Origin of the sequence: Prosthecomicrobium pneumaticum, assembly GCF_014199915.1 — a bacterium.
Classification (GTDB): Bacteria; Pseudomonadota; Alphaproteobacteria; order Rhizobiales; family Kaistiaceae; genus Prosthecomicrobium; species Prosthecomicrobium pneumaticum.
In genome coordinates this window covers 96,427-113,431 of the sequence record NZ_JACHOO010000001.1, presented here as the reverse complement: position 1 = coordinate 113,431, position 17,005 = coordinate 96,427, and the positions used below count along the sequence as shown (strand labels likewise).

Annotated in this window: 17 protein-coding genes; 7 read left to right on the top strand and 10 right to left on the bottom strand. The window is 69.2% G+C overall.

The window, feature by feature from the left end:
* Entirely contained in the window at positions 1-858 is an 858-nt protein-coding gene (locus GGQ63_RS00570; protein ID WP_183851654.1) for a cell envelope integrity EipB family protein, read from the bottom strand.
* 200 nt (positions 859-1,058) lie between these two features.
* Between GGQ63_RS00570 and GGQ63_RS00565 the strand changes: the two genes are divergently transcribed.
* Both GGQ63_RS00565 and GGQ63_RS00560 read left to right on the top strand, forming a co-directional pair.
* A complete protein-coding gene (locus GGQ63_RS00565) occupies positions 1,059-1,523 on the top strand; it encodes a RidA family protein (RefSeq protein WP_183851653.1) in 465 nt (154 codons plus the stop codon).
* A 4-nt stretch (positions 1,524-1,527) separates the two neighbouring features.
* Positions 1,528-2,283: a glycerophosphodiester phosphodiesterase family protein gene (locus tag GGQ63_RS00560; protein WP_183851652.1), complete on the top strand. Its 756-nt coding sequence runs from the start codon at positions 1,528-1,530 to the stop codon at positions 2,281-2,283.
* A 12-nt stretch (positions 2,284-2,295) separates the two neighbouring features.
* Here GGQ63_RS00560 and GGQ63_RS00555 read toward each other — a convergent pair whose 3' ends face one another.
* A complete protein-coding gene (locus GGQ63_RS00555; protein WP_183851651.1) occupies positions 2,296-2,733 on the bottom strand; it encodes a MerR family transcriptional regulator in 438 nt (145 codons plus the stop codon).
* Positions 2,734-2,798: 65 nt separating this feature from the next.
* On the opposite strand from GGQ63_RS00555, the gene GGQ63_RS00550 reads away from it, so the two are divergent.
* Positions 2,799-5,096, top strand: coding sequence for a heavy metal translocating P-type ATPase (locus GGQ63_RS00550; protein ID WP_183851650.1), 2,298 nt, complete (start codon positions 2,799-2,801; stop codon positions 5,094-5,096).
* Positions 5,097-5,100: 4 nt separating this feature from the next.
* Here the strand turns inward: GGQ63_RS00550 and GGQ63_RS00545 are convergent, their stop codons facing one another.
* The gene (locus GGQ63_RS00545; RefSeq protein ID WP_183851649.1) at positions 5,101-5,898 is read right to left on the bottom strand and encodes an EipB family protein; all 798 of its coding nucleotides are present in this window, start codon (positions 5,896-5,898) and stop codon (positions 5,101-5,103) included.
* A 94-nt stretch (positions 5,899-5,992) separates the two neighbouring features.
* On the opposite strand from GGQ63_RS00545, the gene GGQ63_RS00540 reads away from it, so the two are divergent.
* The 3 genes from GGQ63_RS00540 to GGQ63_RS00530 all read left to right on the top strand — a co-directional run bounded on the left by GGQ63_RS00540 (position 5,993) and on the right by GGQ63_RS00530 (position 9,496).
* Positions 5,993-7,267: a GNAT family N-acetyltransferase gene (locus GGQ63_RS00540; RefSeq protein WP_210308339.1), complete on the top strand. Its 1,275-nt coding sequence runs from the start codon at positions 5,993-5,995 to the stop codon at positions 7,265-7,267.
* A 271-nt stretch (positions 7,268-7,538) separates the two neighbouring features.
* A complete protein-coding gene (locus GGQ63_RS00535) occupies positions 7,539-9,065 on the top strand; it encodes a sulfatase-like hydrolase/transferase (RefSeq protein ID WP_183851648.1) in 1,527 nt (508 codons plus the stop codon).
* Entirely contained in the window at positions 9,062-9,496 is a 435-nt protein-coding gene (locus tag GGQ63_RS00530) for an HIT family protein (RefSeq protein ID WP_183851647.1), read from the top strand. Before GGQ63_RS00535 ends, GGQ63_RS00530 begins: the two co-directional genes overlap by 4 nt.
* A 10-nt stretch (positions 9,497-9,506) precedes the next feature.
* Here the strand turns inward: GGQ63_RS00530 and GGQ63_RS00525 are convergent, their stop codons facing one another.
* The 4 genes from GGQ63_RS00525 to clpS all read right to left on the bottom strand — a co-directional run bounded on the left by GGQ63_RS00525 (position 9,507) and on the right by clpS (position 13,963).
* Entirely contained in the window at positions 9,507-10,190 is a 684-nt protein-coding gene (locus GGQ63_RS00525) for a cysteine hydrolase family protein (RefSeq protein WP_183851646.1), read from the bottom strand.
* Complete coding sequence (locus GGQ63_RS00520; RefSeq protein WP_183851645.1) at positions 10,187-10,879, bottom strand: cysteine hydrolase family protein; 693 nt, start codon at positions 10,877-10,879, stop codon at positions 10,187-10,189. The genes GGQ63_RS00525 and GGQ63_RS00520 overlap by 4 nt, the downstream gene beginning before the upstream one ends.
* A gap of 288 nt (positions 10,880-11,167) precedes the next feature.
* Positions 11,168-13,606 carry an ATP-dependent Clp protease ATP-binding subunit ClpA gene (gene clpA / locus GGQ63_RS00515; RefSeq protein WP_183851644.1) on the bottom strand — a complete coding sequence of 813 codons (2,439 nt, stop codon included), beginning with the start codon at positions 13,604-13,606 and terminating at the stop codon, positions 11,168-11,170.
* Positions 13,607-13,615: 9 nt separating this feature from the next.
* A complete protein-coding gene (clpS, locus tag GGQ63_RS00510; RefSeq protein ID WP_183852569.1) occupies positions 13,616-13,963 on the bottom strand; it encodes an ATP-dependent Clp protease adapter ClpS in 348 nt (115 codons plus the stop codon).
* Positions 13,964-14,268: 305 nt separating this feature from the next.
* Between clpS and GGQ63_RS00505 the strand changes: the two genes are divergently transcribed.
* Complete coding sequence (locus tag GGQ63_RS00505) at positions 14,269-14,598, top strand: Atu4866 domain-containing protein (RefSeq protein WP_210308338.1); 330 nt, start codon at positions 14,269-14,271, stop codon at positions 14,596-14,598.
* 40 nt (positions 14,599-14,638) lie between these two features.
* On the opposite strand, the gene GGQ63_RS00500 is transcribed toward GGQ63_RS00505, so the two are convergent.
* From GGQ63_RS00500 to GGQ63_RS00490, 3 genes are read right to left on the bottom strand one after another with little or no spacing between them, the layout of a single operon-like run.
* Entirely contained in the window at positions 14,639-15,457 is an 819-nt protein-coding gene (locus GGQ63_RS00500) for a CheR family methyltransferase (RefSeq protein ID WP_183851642.1), read from the bottom strand.
* On the bottom strand, positions 15,454-16,617 hold the full coding sequence (locus tag GGQ63_RS00495) for a protein-glutamate methylesterase/protein-glutamine glutaminase (RefSeq protein WP_183851641.1): 1,164 nt from the start codon (positions 16,615-16,617) through the stop codon (positions 15,454-15,456). The genes GGQ63_RS00500 and GGQ63_RS00495 overlap by 4 nt, the downstream gene beginning before the upstream one ends.
* Positions 16,614-16,994: a response regulator gene (locus GGQ63_RS00490; protein ID WP_183851640.1), complete on the bottom strand. Its 381-nt coding sequence runs from the start codon at positions 16,992-16,994 to the stop codon at positions 16,614-16,616. Before GGQ63_RS00490 ends, GGQ63_RS00495 begins: the two co-directional genes overlap by 4 nt.
* Positions 16,995-17,005: the final 11 nt, after the last annotated feature.

Below are 17,005 nucleotides of genomic sequence, written 5' to 3'. Positions count from 1 at the left end.
TTAGCGCTCGCCGCAGGAAGCCTCTTCCTGCGGCCGGATTTCGAGATTCACCAACCGGCCTTCGAGCGCGAAGCCGCCATAGTCGAGCTTCATGCGCCGGGTGATGCCGTTCTCGTAGAGCAGGAAGGACAGTTCGTAGACCGGTGTCTCCTCGCCGTTCGCTGCCGCCTTGCCGTCGAAATAGGAGAGCGTCACCGGCCAGCGGGCCACCGCGTCGATCCCGGCCTTGGTCGCCGCGCCGCCATCGGCGAGCGCATCCGGCCCGGTCAGCGCCGCGCCGATCACGGCCGACGTGGCATAGGGCTTGTCGCCCTTGTCCGACCCGTCGAAGAGATCGATCTGCACGAAGTGCCGGCCCGCTTCGGCCGCTTGGAGAAGGGCCGCGAGGTGCTGGGTCGGGAAAAGGACTGCGGCGGGCAGGTCGAAGCTCTTCTTTTCCGGCTTGCTCAACTGGACCCGGACCGAACCTGAGGACCGGTCGGCGGAGCCGACCGTATCCTCTGAAAGATTGCCGTCGACATAGGTGCGCGTGGCGAAGCGGAAACGCTTTCCGGCGCCATCCTCGAAGGTCGAGGTGTGCACGTCGGTGACGCGGCCATTGCCCTCCGTGTCGCTGATCTGGGTGACGAAGCGCAGATTGGTGGTGTAGCCGTCGCAGGCCGAGCCAGACACGTCGTAGACCATGCGGCCCGCCGCGCCGCCGATCGCCGAATCGTCGGTGCTGTCGGCGAGCGACAGGTCGTAGACGGCGCGGTGAAGCGCGAGATCGGCCGTCGCGGCCGCCGCCGACCCGTCGGCGGCGATCGTGGCACCGGCGAGGAGGGTCGCCGCCAGAAGGTGGGTGTTGCGCTTCTTCATTATTGCCGAGGCCGTTTCCCGCCGGAGGATGCCGGCGCCACCAAATTGAACCACAACAGCCCCTGCCGTCCACCCGCCGAAACGGGTTGCCTCTTTGCCGATGAGCCTCGGCAAAAATGGCCGAACGGCGGCGGAAGAGCCTTGCGGCATGCGGCGTTTTGGGCGACATCGGTCCCCTGTCCCGTCCGAGGAGCCTCCCGATGACCAGCCCGATCGAAGAGCGCCTCGCGGCGCTCGGCGTCGTCCTGCCCACGCCGACCCCGCCCGTCGCCAATTACGTGCCGGCCGTCGAGAGCGGCGGCTGGCTGTGGATCTCGGGCCAGGTGCCGATGGGGCCGAACGGCCCGGAATTCATCGGCAAGCTCGGCCGCGATGTCGAGCTCGACTCGGGCCGGGCCGCGGCGCGGCTCTGCGCGATCAACATCCTCGCCCAGGCGAAAGCTGCGCTCGGCGATCTCGAGCGGATCAAGCGGGTGGTGAAACTCGTCGGCTTCGTCAATTCCTTCGGCGATTTCGGCGATCAGCCGAAGGTGGTGAACGGCGCATCGGACTTCCTCGTCGAGGTGCTCGGCGAGCACGGCCGCCACGCCCGATCGGCCGTCGGCGTCGCCGGACTGCCGTTCAACGTCGCGGTCGAGGTCGAAGCGGTCCTCGAAATCGCGTGATGCGATGCGCGCGCCCGACTGGCTGACCGCGCGGCCGATCGCCCATCGCGGCTATCACGACGCCGCGGCGGGGCGGGTCGAGAACACGCTCGGCGCCGCGGCGGCGGCCGCCGAACGCGGCTTTTCGATCGAGGTCGACCTGCAGCGGACGGCCGACGGCGAGGTGGTGGTCTTCCACGACGACACCGTCGACCGGCTGATGCACGGCAGCGGCCGCGTCGACACCATGACGCTCGCCGAGTTGCGGGCGCTCCGCTTCCGCGACGGCGTCGAGCGCATCCCGACCCTCGCCGAGCTCTTCGCCCTCGTCGCCGGGGCGGTGCCGCTCGTTCTCGAACTGAAGAGCCTGTTCGACGGCGACCGCCGGCTCGAGGCCGCGGTGGCACCGATCCTCGCCGCCTATCGCGGGCCGGCCGTCGTGATGTCGTTCGATCCCGACTCCATGAGGGCGATGAAGCGGCTTCTGCCGGGCATTCCCCGTGGCCTCGTCGCCGATGCCTACCGGAAGGGGCCCGACTGGGACTTCCTCTCCCCGCCGCGCCGCTTCGCTCTCCGTCATCTGCTCGCCGCGCCCGCCGTCCAGCCCGCCTTCGTCTCCTACGCGATCGACGATCTGCCGACCTTCGAGACGCGGCTCCTCGAGGCATGGTTCGGCGTCGGCCTGATCACCTGGACGGTGCGGACGCGCGCGCAGAGGGAGAAGGCGAAGGCGGTCGGCGCGCAGATCACCTTCGAGGGCTTCGACCCCGACGCCGCCTGAGGCGCCTTCGGTTCACGCCGCCTCATCGACGCCATGATGGGCGCACTTGCCGTGATCGGCGAGCACCTCGATGACCCGGCACTCGGCGATCGTGCCATGGCAGCCGCCCTCGGTCATCCGGGCGAGTTCGGCCCGCAGCGCGAGCAGGCGCCGCACACGGTCGTCGATGTCGGCGAGCTGGCGGCGCGCGATCGCATCGGCCCGGCCACAGGGGCTCTCCGGCTCCTCGCTCAACGCGATCAGCTCGCGGATCTGATCGAGCTCGAAACCGAGCTGGCGCGCGTGCCGGATGAAGCCGAGCCGGCTGAGGTCATCCGCGCCATAGCGCCGCCGGTTGCCCTCGTTCCGTGGTGCCGGCCGCAAGAGGCCGATCTGCTCGTAATAGCGGATGGTCGGTACCTTCACGCCCGAAAGGGCGGCCGCCCGGCCGATCGGAAGATCGTCCAACATTGTGCTTGCTCCTCTAGTGACTAGAGGATGCAGCATCCGCAGCGAACCGACAAGGAGCCGCGGCCATGGCCGAGAATCTCACCCGCTATCGCATCTCCGGCATGGATTGCGCCGCCTGCGCGGTGAAGATCGAGAACGCGGTGCGTCGCATCCCCGGCATTTCCGATGTCTCGGTGTCCGCGACGGCCGGCACGCTGACGCTCCGCCACGCCGACGCCCTCCCTGCCGCTGCGATCGAAAGCCGGGTGCGCAGGCTCGGCTACGGCATCGAGCCCGGAGCCGGCACCGCAAAGCCGGCGCCCCGATCGGGCAGCCCCGGACACGGACCCGACCATGCGGCGCACGATCACGGCCACGACCATCACGATCACCCTCATGCCGCTCCTCACGACCATGGCCACGGCCACGAGCCCGGCCATGAGCACGCTTCCGGCGGCGCGCACGGCCATGCCCATGCGCACCCCGTCGGCGACGGCCCCTGGTGGCGGAACCGCCGCGTCGTCCTGACCCTTCTCTGCGGCGCGGCGCTCGCCGCCGCCTATGGCATCGGCCTCGTCGTGCCGGCCTGGCAGATGCCCGCCTTCCTCGTCGCGCTGCTGATCGGGCTCGTGCCGATCGCACGGCGCGCCGTCGTCGCCGGCCTCAACGGCACGCCGTTCTCGATCGAGACGCTGATGACGATCGCCGCGGTCGGCGCCGTGCTGATCGACGCCACCGAGGAGGCGGCCGCGGTCGTGCTGCTGTTCCTCGTCGGCGAGCTGCTCGAAGGCATCGCCGCCGACCGGGCGCGGGCGAGCATCAAGGCGCTCGCCGCCCTCGTCCCGAAGACCGCGCTCCTCGAAGAGGCGAGCGGCACCCGCGAGGTGCCCGCCGCGAACCTCGCCGTCGGCGCGGTCATCCTCGTGCGTCCCGGCGACCGGATCGCCGCCGATGGCGAGATCGTCGAAGGGACGGGTGCGATCGACGAGGCGCCGGTCACCGGCGAGAGCGTGCCCGTCCGCAAAGGGCCGGGCGCCGCGGTCTTTGCCGGCACGATCGCCACCGATGCGGTGCTGCGCGTCCGGGTGACGGCCGCGGCCGAGGACAACACGATCGCGCGGGTGGTGCGGCTCGTCGAGGAGGCGCAGGAGGCGAAGGCCCCGACCGAGCGGCTGATCGACCGTTTCGCGACCGCTTATACCCCCGCCGTGCTGGCGCTCGGTGCGCTCGTCGCGATCGTTCCGCCGCTCGCCTTCGGCGCAGACTGGGGCGCCTGGATCTACAAGGGCCTCGCCGTGCTCCTGATCGGCTGCCCCTGCGCGCTCGTCATCTCGACGCCCGCCGCGATCGCCGCGGCGCTGTCGGCCGGGGCGCGGCGCGGCCTGCTGATCAAGGGCGGGGCGGTGCTCGAAGGGCTCGGCACGATCGACGTGATGGCGCTCGACAAGACCGGCACGCTGACCGAAGGGCGTCCGGTGGTCACCGACCTGATCGCCATCGGCCTTTCGGAGCGCGAGACGCTGTCGCTCGCCGCCGCGCTCGAGAACGGCTCCAGCCATCCGCTCGCCCTCGCCATCCTCGCCGCGGCGGAGGCCCGCAAGGCGCCGGTGCCGCCGGCGGCGGACGCCGCGGCGATCGCCGGCAAGGGTGTCGTCGGCCGGGTCGGCGGCAAGTCGGTCTTCGTCGGCTCGGCGGGCGCCGCCGCGGAGCGGGCGCCGCTCTCCGAGGAGGACAGCGCTCGCATCGCCGCCCTGCACGACGGGGGCAAGTCGGTCTCGCTCGTCGTCGCCGACGGCCGGCTCGCGGGCATCATCGCGATGCGCGACGAGCCGCGGGCCGACGCGAAGGCCGGCCTCGCCGCGCTGAAGCGCGCCGGCATCGAGACACTGATGCTCACCGGCGACAACCGCCGCACGGCGGCGGCGATCGCCGGCGACCTCGGCCTCGAATATCGCGCCGAGATGCTGCCGCAGGACAAGCAGGCGGTCGTCAAGGAACTGCAGCAGGCCGGCCGCCGCGTCGCCAAGGTGGGCGACGGCATCAATGACGCGCCGGCGCTCGCCGCGGCCGATATCGGCATCGCAATGGGCGGCGGCACGGATGTGGCACTCGAAACCGCCGATGCCACGGTGCTGCACGGCCGGCTGACCGATCTCGCCGCGATGATCGCGCTGTCGCGCCGGACGCTCGCCAATGTGCGCCAGAACATCACGATCGCGCTCGGGCTGAAGGCGGTGTTTCTCGTCACCACGCTGGTCGGCGTCACCGGCCTCTGGCCGGCGATCCTCGCCGATACGGGCGCCACGGTCCTCGTCACCGCCAACGCGCTGCGCCTGCTGCGCTTCGATCCGACGCGGGCTCGAGCGCCTCGGCCGGCGCCGTGACGCCTCAGTCCGCGCAGGGTGTCGGCGGGATGGGCGTGACGGCCTTGGGAGTGAGCGCGATCTCCGCGAGGGCAAAGTTGAGGCGTGACCTCTCGAAGAAGCCGTTCTCGTAAAACGTGCCTTCCTCGGTGCCGATGATCTCCGCAGTCGGCGAAAAGGGCCCATTGGTATAGGTTGCGGTCACCGACCACCGCTTCAGTCTCTCGAAGCCGAGCGGAACCAGTGCGGCCGGCACCGCCGGGACCTCCGGTCTCGCCACGACGGTCGTCCAGGGGTCCACGTCCGGTTGCGCTGTATAGTCGACGGTGGGGACGGACAGTTCGAGCGCCCCGCGCCCGAGGGTCTCGACCAGACGCCGGGTCAGCACGGTGCCGGTCAGCGCCACGCCGGGCCTTCGGAATGTCACCCGCTCGGGCAGGGTCCGGGTCACGACCAGGTCATCGCCGTCCCGATGTGCCTCGCCCACGACCTGCTCCGAGAGAAGCCCGCCGAGCATGGTCTCGGCACGAAAGCTGGCGCCTTCCGGCCTCTCGCGGATGTCGGCGCTGAGCGACATGCGAAACTCGGACGCTCCCTCCTGTTGGCCGACCAGGTCGATTCCGGTCATAGTCACGACCTCCTCGCAGTTGAACGTGGTCGTCTCCGTGACCTGCCCCCGCAAGACGAAACCGGGCGGCGTCTTGTCCGGCGGCAGCGACGCCTCGTAGACCGCGACGCCGGTGAACATCGGCACCTCCTGCGCCGTCGCCCCCGACAGCATCATCGCGACGCCGAGCGCCGCGCCTGCGATCCGCCTCATCATCCCACCCCCCCCGCGCCGAGCCGCCGCGCCCCGCACGGCTTGAACTCGCCTCTCCAAACCCTAACATCAGCACTCAGAAAGCGTGAGCCGCTCCTTGCCGTCCTCCTCCCGATCCGAAGCGCGTCTCTCCGTCCACACCGCGATCGCCGGCATCGGCCGCGCGGCCTGGGACGATTGTGCCAATCCCGGCTGGCCGGCCCGGCCCTTCGGCGCAGACGTCGATGCGGGCCTGCGCGCGCTCCATGCCGCCGGCGGCTCCCGAGCCGGTTCCAGATCCGAATACAACCCGTTCGTTTCGTTCGATTTTCTCTCGGCGCTCGAAGCCTCCGGCTGCGTCGCGGCGGAGACCGGCTGGCAGCCCGTCCATCTCGCGCTCGGCGGATCCGAGGAGGCGCCCGCCGCGGTCATGCCGGCCTATATGAAGAGCCATTCGATGGGCGAATACGTCTTCGACCATGGCTGGGCCGACGCCTATGAGCGCGCCGGCGGGCGCTATTACCCCAAGCTGCAGGTCTCGGTGCCCTTCACGCCGGCGACCGGGCCGCGCCTGCTCGTCCGCGACCGGGCCGACGATCACGCGCGCGCCGCGCTCGCCGCCGGGGCCACGGAGCTGGCGCGGCGAAACGGCGCCTCCTCGGTGCACGCCACCTTCCTCGAACCCGAGGACGCGGCGGTGCTCGAAGGCGCCGGCTTCCTGCCGCGCACCGACCAGCAATTCCATTTCGACAATCCCGGCTATCGCGATTTCGACGATTTCCTCGATGCCCTCGCCTCGCGGAAGCGGAAGGCGATTCGCAAAGAGCGGCGCGAGGCGCTTTCGAGTGGCATCACCGTCGAGCACCTCACCGGCGCCGCGCTGACCGAGAGCGCCTGGGACGCCTTCTTCGCCTTCTACATGGATACCGGCGCCCGAAAATGGGGCCGCCCCTATCTCAACCGCGAGTTCTTCTCGCGCATCGGCGCGGCGATGGCCGACCGCATCCTGCTCGTGGTCGCCAGGCGGCACGGCCGGCCGATCGCCGGCGCGCTCAATTTCATCGGCTCGCACGCGCTCTACGGCCGCAACTGGGGCGCGACCGAGGACGTGCCCTTCCTCCATTTCGAATTGTGCTACTATCAGGCGATCGAATGGGCGATCGCCCGCGGCCTGCCGCGGGTCGAGGCAGGGGCTCAAGGCGAGCACAAGCTCGCCCGCGGCTACCGCCCGCAGACCACCCATTCGGCGCATCTGATCCTCGATCCCGGCTTCCGCCGTGCCGTCGCCGACTATCTCCGCCGCGAGCGGGCGCATGTCGCCGAGGAGCAGGAAATCCTGGAAGAGCATCTGCCCTTCCGGCATGAACCGGCAGGGCGGCCCGACGCGGAGTGATCCGCGGCGCCGCAAGGCGGCGTAGAACGGGCCAATCGCAGCGGGGCGCGCTTCCATTCCGATCGATCTCATCACGGCCGTCGTCTGGCTCGCCCTCCTCGCGGCGCTTTACGCGCTCGAAAAGCCGTGGCGGCGCCACCCCTTCCCCCTTCTCTTCCCGGCGGCCGCCTTCCTGCTCACCGCCGGCCTCTTCCTGGCGGTCGACGGCGATGCCCTGCGCGCGCCGCTCTTCGCGGCGCTCTTCGCCGGCGCGGTGACCGGGCTTTCGGCCGTGAAACATCGCCATGTCGGCCTCAACCTGTTGCCGGACGATCTGGCGACGCTCGCGGACGGCGGCGCGCGGGTGCTGCTGCGCGATTATCGCGGCCTCTCGCGGGGCGCGTTCGCCTGGTCGGCGGCCGCCTTCGCAGCGACGGCGGCGATCGTGTTCGGCATCGGGCGCGAGCCGGTCGGCTGGCCGCTGCGCCTCGGCCTGCCGCTGATCGCGCTCGCCTTCGCCATCCTCGTCTGGCGCCGGGCCGGCGGCGCCGAGGCCTTCGTGCGTTTCACGACGGACGGATCGCGCCATTTCTCGGCCTTCGTCGCCGCCTGCCTCGACCCGCGCCGCTGGCGGCGCAGGCACTGGCTCGACATGACCGACGTCGCCGCGACGGCGATGCCGCTGCCGGCGACGCGCTGCGAGCCGGATGCGCAGCGTCCCGACATCGTCGTCCTGCACCAGGAGTCGGTGTTCGACCCCCGGCTCTACGGCCTGCCGGTCACGCCGGACGTCGCCGCCTTCCTCGAACCCGAGGGCGGGCTTTACGGGCCGCTCAATGTCGACGTGTTCGGCGGCGGATCGTGGCAGACCGAGTTCTCGATCCTCACGGGCTTCCCGGCCTCGAGCTTCGGTGCCGACACCTGGGCGATCTTCAGGAAAGGGGCCGGCCGCTTCCGGCACACCCTGCCGCTCGCCCTGAAGGCGCTCGGCTACGAGACGGCGCTCGCCTCGAGCTTCGAGAAGGGCTTCATGAATTATGACGGCTTCTACGCCGCGGCGGGCGTCGATGAACGACGTTTCGCCGACGATTTTCCCGCGCCCTTCGACCGCCAGCGTCTGCAGGCCGACTATCACGACGCGACCTTCTTCGCCGCGGCCGAAGCCGCGCTGTTCGACCGGCCGCGCACGGCGCCGCTCTTCGCCGTGCTGCTCACCAATTACAATCATGGCCCGCACGAGCGGCGGCTCGTTCCACACGGTGCCGCGGAAGCGTCCCGTGCCTTCGCCCTTCGCGCCCTCGACCTGCCGGCCTATGGCGAATATTACGCGCGGCTGACCGAGACGGCCGCCGCCTATGCGGCGTTTCGCGCGCGGCTCGCCGAGCGCCGCGCAGGGCGGCCGCTCCTCATCCTGCGCTATGGCGACCATCAGCCCGCGCTCACCCGCGAGATCGCGGCGCGGACCGGCCGCGACCACGAGGCGCTCCGCTTCACGACACCCTTCGCGATCGAGGCGATCGGCTTCACGCCGCGGCCGGTCGCCCTGCCCCGCCCGCTCGACGTCGCCTTTCTCGGCACGGCGGCGCTCGCCTATGGCCGGCTGCCGCTCGACCCGATCGCGCGGGCGCGGCTCGCGCTCATGGACGAGATCGGCGCCGACTATGTCGGCACCCCCTCGACGGCGCGCGGCCGCTTCCACCGGGCGATGATCGAGCTCGGCCATGTCCGTCTCGGTGCGCCGGGCGAGGCCCTTGCGGCGACGGCACCCGCTCCCGTAAGAGGCGAGGCGGAGAGGCTTTCCGAAGGACGATGCCGATGACCGCCCCCGCCTATGACGACGGCAACATCTTCGCCCGGATCCTGCGCGGCGAGATCCCCTCCCACCGGGTCTATGAGGACGAGGCGACCGTCGCCTTCATGGACGTGATGCCGCAGGGGCCGGGCCATCTGCTCGTCGTGCCGAAGGCGGCCTCGCGCAACCTGCTCGATGCCGATCCGGCGGTGCTCGCCGGTCTCCTGCCCGTCGTCCAGAAGCTCGCCCGCGCGGCGAAGGCCGCCTTCGCCGCCGACGGGGTGACCGTCCTGCAGTTCAACGAAGGCGCGGCCGGGCAGACCGTGTTCCACCTCCACATCCACGTCATTCCGCGGCACGAGGGCGTGCCGCTCGTCGCGCATTCCGGCGCGATGGAGAAGCCGGAGGTGCTCGCCGAAAACGCCGCGAAGGTGCGGGCAGCGCTCGCGGCGCTCTGACGGCGGCCTCTCAGGCGAGCGCCGCGAGCACCTGATCGACCTTTGCCACCGCGCCGAACTGGCCGCCGCGCTTCGCTGTGATTGCGACGATCATCGCGTGGTTGCGGCTGTCGAGCGCGGCGGAGGCGTCGCCGAGCAGCAGGCACTCATAGCCCTTGTCGTTCGCATTGGTCATGGTGGTGTGCACGCAGCAATCGCTCGTCACGCCCGCGAAGATCAGCCTGCGGATGCCGCGGCTCGTCAGCACCTGCTCGAAATCGGTGGCGTGGAAACTGCCCTTGCCCGGTTTGTCGACGACAGGCTCGCCGGCAACCGGATAGAGTTCCGGCACGATGTCCCATCCCGGCTCGCCGCGCGTCAGCACGCGGCCGCAGGGACCGGGCGTGCCGATCTCCGCGCCGATGCGGGCCGAGCGCCAGCGCTTGTTGTCATTGAGGTCGGTGAGATCGGGACGGTGCCCCTCACGGGTGTGGATGATCGTGAAGCCGAGCGCCCGCATCCGCTCGAGGAGGCGCCGCGTCGGCTCGATCGAGGCCGACGTAAGGCCGATGTCGAGGCCCATCAGGTCGCAATAGCCGTCGGCCTTCAGGAAATCGGTCTGCATATCGATGATGACGAGCGCGGTGTCGGCGGGCGACCACGCGCCGTCGAAGGGCCAGAGGTAGGGTTCGGCGTCGACGGGCGGCAGGCTCATCGGACGGTCTCCGGCTGAAGCGCCTCGGCGAGCGCGGCGACGGTGGCGATCGAGCCGTAATGGCCGCCGGCGAGCGAGAGCGTGTGGACCTGATCGGCGTGGTCGCGGGCGACGTCGGAGGCGGTCGCATCCTCGAGCAGCAGGCATTCATAACCGCGATCATTGGCGTCGCGCAGCGTGCACTGCACCGCGCCATCCGTCGTGACGCCTGAAAACACCAGATTGCGGACGCCGCGGCGGCGCAGGATCTGATCGAGATCGCAGCCGATGAAGGCGCTCTTGCCGGGCTTGTCGACCACCGGCTCGCCGGGCTCTGGGGCGAGCGCGGCGACCACCGCCGTGCCCGCCGCGCCGCGGACGAGATGGCGGCCGAGCGGCCCCGCCTCGCCGATCGCGGCGCCGAGCCTTCGCGACCGCCAGAGCTTGTTCGCCGGCAGGTCGGAAAGGTCCGGCCGGTGCGATTCGATGGTGAAGATCACGGCGAGGCGTGCAGCCCGGGCGAGCGCGAGCGCCCGCGCGACGGCCGGCACGATCGCCACGAGCGGCGCCGTATCGCCCCCGGTGAGCGCGAACCAGCCCTCGGGATCGAGAAGGTCGCGCTGCATGTCGACGACGAGAAGCGCCGTATCGGCGGCCGACCAACGTCCGTCATAGGGCCAGGGATAGAGCCCGTTCACCTGTCTCAGCATCCGTCCCGTCCGTCTCCACGCGCCGGAGCCGGCCGTAACAAATGCCGTGCCAGAAGCGGGTGCGCGGGTCGGTCCGGCCCGAAGCTCTCGGCATCGGCGCGCCGCGGCCCTGCGCAGCCGATCGTCGCTGCCTCGATCGGAAGCAGGATGCTGCCCCGATCCGGCGCTCGTGCCTCGCGCGTGCCGACCGGAACAGAAAGGGAAAGGGCCGTCCCCGCGGCGAGGCGGGAACGGCCCTTTCGACCTGGTCTCCGGCACCGGTCGCCCGAACCGGCGCGGTGCTCGGCCTCAATCGGCCTTCAGCGGCACCTTCGGCACGAGGCCGCGCTTCGGCGGCTCCTTCTGCGGCGGTGTCTTCTTCGCCGCCGCGGCCTTCGCCGCCGGCTTGCTGCGCTTGGCGCGGGCGGGCTTCGGCGTCGGTTCGGGCTTCGGCTTCACCGGGCCGTCCTCGATCGCCTCGAGCAGCAGGCCCGTCTCGCCGTCTGCCTTCTCGCCGACCGTCACCTTCACCGTGCCGCCGCTCTTCAGCTTGCCGAACAGGACCTCTTCCGCGAGCGGCTGCTTGATGTGCTCCTGGATCACCCGGCCGAGCGGACGGGCGCCCATCTGCGGGTCGTAACCGCGCGTGGCGAGCCAGTCGACCGCCTCGGGCGACAGCTCGAAGGTCACGCCGCGATCGGCGAGCTGGGCCTCGAGCTGCAGCACGAACTTCTGCACCACCTGATACACCACCTCGATCGGCAGATTGCCGAACGGGATGATCGCGTCGAGACGATTGCGGAATTCCGGCGTGAACAGGCGGTTGATCGCCTCCTGGTCGTCCTTCTCGCGCACCGAATTGCGGAAGCCGATTGCCGGCTTGGCAAGATCGGAGGCGCCCGCATTGGTCGTCATGATCAGGATGACGTTGCGGAAATCGACCTGCTTGCCGTTGTGATCGGTCAGCTTGCCGTGATCCATCACCTGCAACAGGATGTTGAACAGGTCCGGATGCGCCTTCTCGATCTCGTCGAGCAGGAGCACGCAATGCGGGTGCTGGTCGACGCCGTCGGTCAACAGGCCGCCCTGATCGAAGCCGACATAGCCCGGAGGCGCGCCGATCAGCCGGCTGACCGTGTGGCGCTCCATATATTCCGACATGTCGAAACGCAGCAGCTCCACGCCGAGGGTCGCGGCGAGTTGCTTGGCGACCTCGGTCTTGCCGACGCCGGTCGGACCGGAGAACAGATAGTTGCCGATCGGCTTCTCGGGCTCGCGCAGACCTGCGCGGGCGAGCTTGATCGCCGAAGAGAGCTTCTCGATGGCCGCTTCCTGGCCGTAGACCACGCGCTTCAGCGTCGTCTCGAGATTCTTCAGCACCTCGGCGTCGTCCTTCGACACGGTCTTCGGCGGGATCCGCGCCATAGTGGCGATGGTGTCCTCGATCTCCTTGACGCCGATCGTCTTCTTGCGCCGACTCTCCGGCAGCAGCATCTGCGACGCCCCCGTCTCGTCGATCACGTCGATCGCCTTGTCGGGGAGTTTGCGGTCATGGATGTAGCGGGCCGACAGTTCGACGGCGCTCTTGATCGCGTCGTTCGTGTAGCGGACGCCGTGGAAATCCTCGAAATAGGGCTTCAGGCCCTTCAGGATCTCGATCGCGTCCGGCACGGTCGGCTCGTTCACATCGATCTTCTGGAAGCGGCGGACGAGCGCCCGGTCCTTCTCGAAGAACTGGCGGTATTCCTTATAGGTGGTCGAGCCGATGCAGCGAATCGTGCCGGCGGCGAGCGCCGGCTTCAGGAGGTTCGACGCATCCATCGCACCGCCCGACGTCGCACCGGCGCCGATCACCGTATGGATCTCGTCGATGAACATGATCGCGCCGGGGAACTCCTCGATCTCCTTGACGACCTGCTTCAGCCGCTCCTCGAAATCGCCGCGATAGCGGGTGCCCGCGAGCAGCGTGCCCATGTCGAGCGAGAAGATGGTCGAGGCGCGCAGCACGTCGGGCACGTCGCCCTCGACGATGCGCTTCGCGAGGCCTTCGGCGATCGCCGTCTTGCCGACGCCGGGGTCGCCGACGAGCAGCGGGTTGTTCTTCTGCCGGCGGCAGAGAACCTGAATGGTCCGGCTGATCTCGGTGTCACGACCGATCAGCGGATCGATCTTGCCCTTCTTCGCCTTGTCATTGAGGTTGACGCAATAGGCGTCGAGCGCGTCGGCCTTCTTCTTCGGGTCCTCGCGTCCTTCCACGGTCGCTGCGTCGTCATCGACGCCCCTCACCGGCCGGCTCTCGGACATGCCCGCACGCTTGGCGATCCCGTGCGAGATGTAGTTGACCGCATCATAGCGCGTCATGTCCTGCTCTTGCAGGAAATACGCCGCATGGCTCTCGCGCTCGGCAAAAATGGCGACGAGCACATTGGCGCCCGTCACTTCCTCGCGGCCCGAGGACTGCACATGGATGACGGCGCGCTGGATGACGCGCTGGAAGCCGGCGGTCGGCTTCGAGTCGTCTTCGCCGACGCCGGTCAGATTGGCGAGTTCAGTGTCGATATAGTCGACGAGATTGCGGCGCAGCACATCGAGATCGACATTGCAGGCGCGCATCACGGCGGCCGCGTCCTGATCCTCGATCAGGGCGAGCAGAAGGTGTTCGAGCGTGGCATATTCCTGATGACGCTCATTGGCGAAAGCGAGCGCCTGATGCAGCGCCTTTTCGAGACTACGAGAGAAGGACGGCACGGCGGGACCTCACTTCCTTTCCATCACGCATTGAAGCGGATGCTGGTGTTTCCTGGCGAAGTCCATCACCTGCGTGACCTTGGTCTCGGCCACTTCATAGGTGTAGACGCCGCACTCCCCCACCCCGTGTTGGTGCACGTGCATCATGATGCGCGTCGCCGCCTCGCGGTCCTTGCCGAAGAACCGTTCGAGCACATGGACGACGAATTCCATCGGCGTGTAATCGTCATTGAGCAGCAACACGCGGTAGAGATTCGGCCGCTTGGTTTTCGGCCGCACCTTGGCGATCACGCCGGTGCCTGTTCCGGTCCCGGTGCCGTTGTCGCCTTCGTCGGAACGACGTGTCTCTTTGCTCATGACCCGATCGAAAAGCATCGAACCTTGGGAATCCTGCCCGGAAGTCGTGATCCGCGCAATCCGTCCGCGCGGTTTTTTCGCCGCATCGCGGAAAAGGCGGCGGCCGGTGGGGTGAGCGCTATGTAGGGCGGCACCCGGGCCGATGAAACCCCCGGAATGGCGCCCGACCGGAAGAGGCCGGCCTCTGCGGGCCCGCGCGAGAGGATCGGGCAAGGCTTCGCGAGGATCGGAACAGGCGTCGGCCACCCCTCGTCCCATATACGCCTCAGCCGGTCGCCGTCGCGGCCGAAATGGAGGCCGCGGCCATGATCACCTTGCGCGAACTGTGCCTCGCCGCCGGCGGATCGATCATCGCGACCGCCTTTGAGCGGCGGGGCGGCACGAAGCCGGATGCGGCCGCCCCGCACGGCTTCGCCGGGCTGTGGATGACGGAAGACGGCGCGATCCGGCACGAATTGCTGCCCAATGGCCGCTATATCGAGACGCGCGATCGCCGCCGGGCCGCCTATCGCGGCCGTTATTGGGTCGACGGTCGCCGCATCCTCTATCTCGACGACAGCGGGTTCGAGGCCGACGGAACGATCGAGGGCGACCGGCTGCACCATGCCGGTCTGGTGATGCGCCGGCGCCGCTGACACGGAGCGGGGCCGCGCCCACCGGAGCCGCGCGCCGCCGTCAGGCGGCGGGCTTCCGGACATAGTAGCCGCGCTTGCTGCCGGCGACGAAGTCGAGCGACAGACCAAGCACGGTTTCGGCGCCGCCGAGGAACAGATAACCATCCTTGGCGAGCACGCCGGAGATCCGGGCGAGAACGTCGCTTTTTGTCGGCGCATCGAAATAGATCAGCACGTTGCGGCAGAAGACGATGTCGAACGTACCGAGATGATTGAAGGGCTGCAGCAGATTGAGCCGGGAGAAGCGCACCATAGAGCGGATTTCCTGCGAAATCTGCCACATGTCGCCAGTCTTTGCGAAATAGCGTAGCAGATAGTTCACCGGCAGACCGCGTTGGACTTCGAACTGGTTGTAGATCCCCTCCTCGGCCCGGGCGAGCACCTCGCTCGAGATATCGGTGGCGACGATCTCCACCCTGCGTCCGCCGAGCAGGCGCTCGTTTTCGCGCAGCAGCATGGCGATCGAATAGGGCTCCTGCCCGGTGGAGGCGGCGGCGCACCAGATCCGCACCGTCTGGCCCGGCGCCCGCCGCTGCAGGAGTTCGGGCAGCACCAGCGAGGACAGCAGCTCGAACGGATTCTTGTCGCGGAAGAACAGCGACTCGTTCGTCGTCATCGCGTCGACGACGGCGTCGGCGAGACCGGGCTTGAAGCCGTCGCGGAGCGCGAGCACGAGCCGCGCCATATCGGCGATACCCGCCTTCTGCATCACCGGGTCGAGCCGCGATTCGAGCAGATACTGCTTGTCGTCGCTGAGCACGAGGCCGGAGCGCGTCTTCAGGAAGCGGCGCAGGAACTCGTAGTCGGATGCCGCGATCATTCCCGCCCTCCGGCGATCAGCCTGTTGATCTTGCGGCCGATCTCACCGATCGGCAGGATGCCGGCGCAGGCGCCGATATTGGCGGTCGCCCCGGGCATGCCCCAGACGACGCTCGTCTCTTCGTCCTGGGCGATGACGCTGCCCCCCACCTCGGCGATCCGCAGCGCACCGCGTGCCCCGTCGCTGCCCATACCGGTCAACACGATGGCGAGCGCGGCGGGACCGTAAAGGGTCGCGACCGCTTCGAAGAGCGGATCGACGGCCGGCTTGCAGAAATTGATCGGCGGGGAATCCTTGAGGCGGATGCGCGTGTCGCCGTCCCGGCCGATCACCATGTGGAGTCCGCCGGGGGCGACATAGATGCGGCCGGGCCGCAGCTCCTCCCCGTCGCGCCCCTCGGCGCAGGGCCGGTTGGCGGCCCGCGCGATGTGCTCGGCGAGGATCGCGGTGAAGGTCGGCGGCATGTGCTGGGCGATCACAACAGGGATATTGCCGATCTGCGGACCGATCTCGGCGAACACCTTGGTGAGCGCCTGGGGTCCGCCGGTCGAACTGCCGATCGCCAGGATGCCGACGGGCAGCATCGAGTAGGAACGCAGCTTCTGCGGCAGTTTCCCCGCGGCCGGGGCGGCAGCGGAACCCGTCGCCGTGCCGACGGACACGGATGCGCCGCTCTGGACCGGTGCCGCCCCGCGCACGCTGCGCCGGCGGACCCGCTGACCGAGGCTCCTCACCTTGGCGAGCAGCTCATCCCGGAATTCGTCGGCCGAGGCCATGCCGTTGCCCGCGTCGGGCTTCGGGATGTAGTCGGACGCGCCGAGCGTCAGCGCCCGCAGACTGATTTCCGCGCCGCGCCGCGACAGCGCCGAGGCGACGAGCACCGCGGTGCCGGGCTTGCGCTCGAGGATCAGAGGCAGCGCGGTCAGTCCGTCCATGTCGGGCATTTCGAGGTCGAGCACGACCACATCGGGCTGCGTGCGCTGCACGTCGTCGGCGGCCTTGCGGCCGTTGGCATGGGTGGCGACGACCTGGAACTCGCCGGCGCCGTTGAACCAGCGCGACAGGACCCCGCGGATGAACACCGAATCATCGACGATCATCACGCGGATTCCGCCGCCCTGCGCCGCTCCGGGTGCGGTGGATGAAGGGGCAGCGCTCATTGCTCGATATCGTCCAGCAGGCCCACCTCGACGAGCTTCTCCCGCAGGATGTCCTCGTCGAAGGGCTTCATGATGTATTCGTCCGCCCCGGCGGCGAGCGCCTGGCTGATGTGATGAACGTCGTTGAGGGTCGTGCAGAACACCACCTTCGGCCGCGCGCCATCGGCGCGCCGGCGCAGCTGGGCGAGGAATTCAGGACCGGTCATGACCGGCATGTTCCAGTCGAGGAGGATGCCGTCGGGCATCGCGAGGTCGCAGCGGGCGAGCGCGCTCTCGCCGTTCTCCGCCTCCTCGACCCGGAACAGCCAGCCCTCCAGCATGCGGCGGGCGACCTTTCGCACCACCCCCGAATCGTCGACGACAAGCACAGTCTTCATTGCGTGCATCC

Coding starts and splice junctions, on each gene's coding strand:
- GGQ63_RS00550 (WP_183851650.1), top strand. CDS start 2,799: ATGGCCGAGAATCTCACCCGCTATCGCATCTCCGGCATGGATTGCGCC.
- GGQ63_RS00490 (WP_183851640.1), bottom strand. CDS start 16,994: ATGAAGACTGTGCTTGTCGTCGACGATTCGGGGGTGGTGCGAAAGGTC.
- GGQ63_RS00565 (WP_183851653.1), top strand. CDS start 1,059: ATGACCAGCCCGATCGAAGAGCGCCTCGCGGCGCTCGGCGTCGTCCTG.
- GGQ63_RS00495 (WP_183851641.1), bottom strand. CDS start 16,617: ATGAGCGCTGCCCCTTCATCCACCGCACCCGGAGCGGCGCAGGGCGGC.
- GGQ63_RS00530 (WP_183851647.1), top strand. CDS start 9,062: ATGACCGCCCCCGCCTATGACGACGGCAACATCTTCGCCCGGATCCTG.
- GGQ63_RS00560 (WP_183851652.1), top strand. CDS start 1,528: ATGCGCGCGCCCGACTGGCTGACCGCGCGGCCGATCGCCCATCGCGGC.
- GGQ63_RS00545 (WP_183851649.1), bottom strand. CDS start 5,898: ATGATGAGGCGGATCGCAGGCGCGGCGCTCGGCGTCGCGATGATGCTG.
- GGQ63_RS00555 (WP_183851651.1), bottom strand. CDS start 2,733: ATGTTGGACGATCTTCCGATCGGCCGGGCGGCCGCCCTTTCGGGCGTG.
- GGQ63_RS00570 (WP_183851654.1), bottom strand. CDS start 858: ATGAAGAAGCGCAACACCCACCTTCTGGCGGCGACCCTCCTCGCCGGT.
- GGQ63_RS00500 (WP_183851642.1), bottom strand. CDS start 15,457: ATGATCGCGGCATCCGACTACGAGTTCCTGCGCCGCTTCCTGAAGACG.
- GGQ63_RS00525 (WP_183851646.1), bottom strand. CDS start 10,190: ATGAGCCTGCCGCCCGTCGACGCCGAACCCTACCTCTGGCCCTTCGAC.
- GGQ63_RS00505 (WP_210308338.1), top strand. CDS start 14,269: ATGATCACCTTGCGCGAACTGTGCCTCGCCGCCGGCGGATCGATCATC.
- clpS (WP_183852569.1), bottom strand. CDS start 13,963: ATGAGCAAAGAGACACGTCGTTCCGACGAAGGCGACAACGGCACCGGG.
- GGQ63_RS00520 (WP_183851645.1), bottom strand. CDS start 10,879: ATGCTGAGACAGGTGAACGGGCTCTATCCCTGGCCCTATGACGGACGT.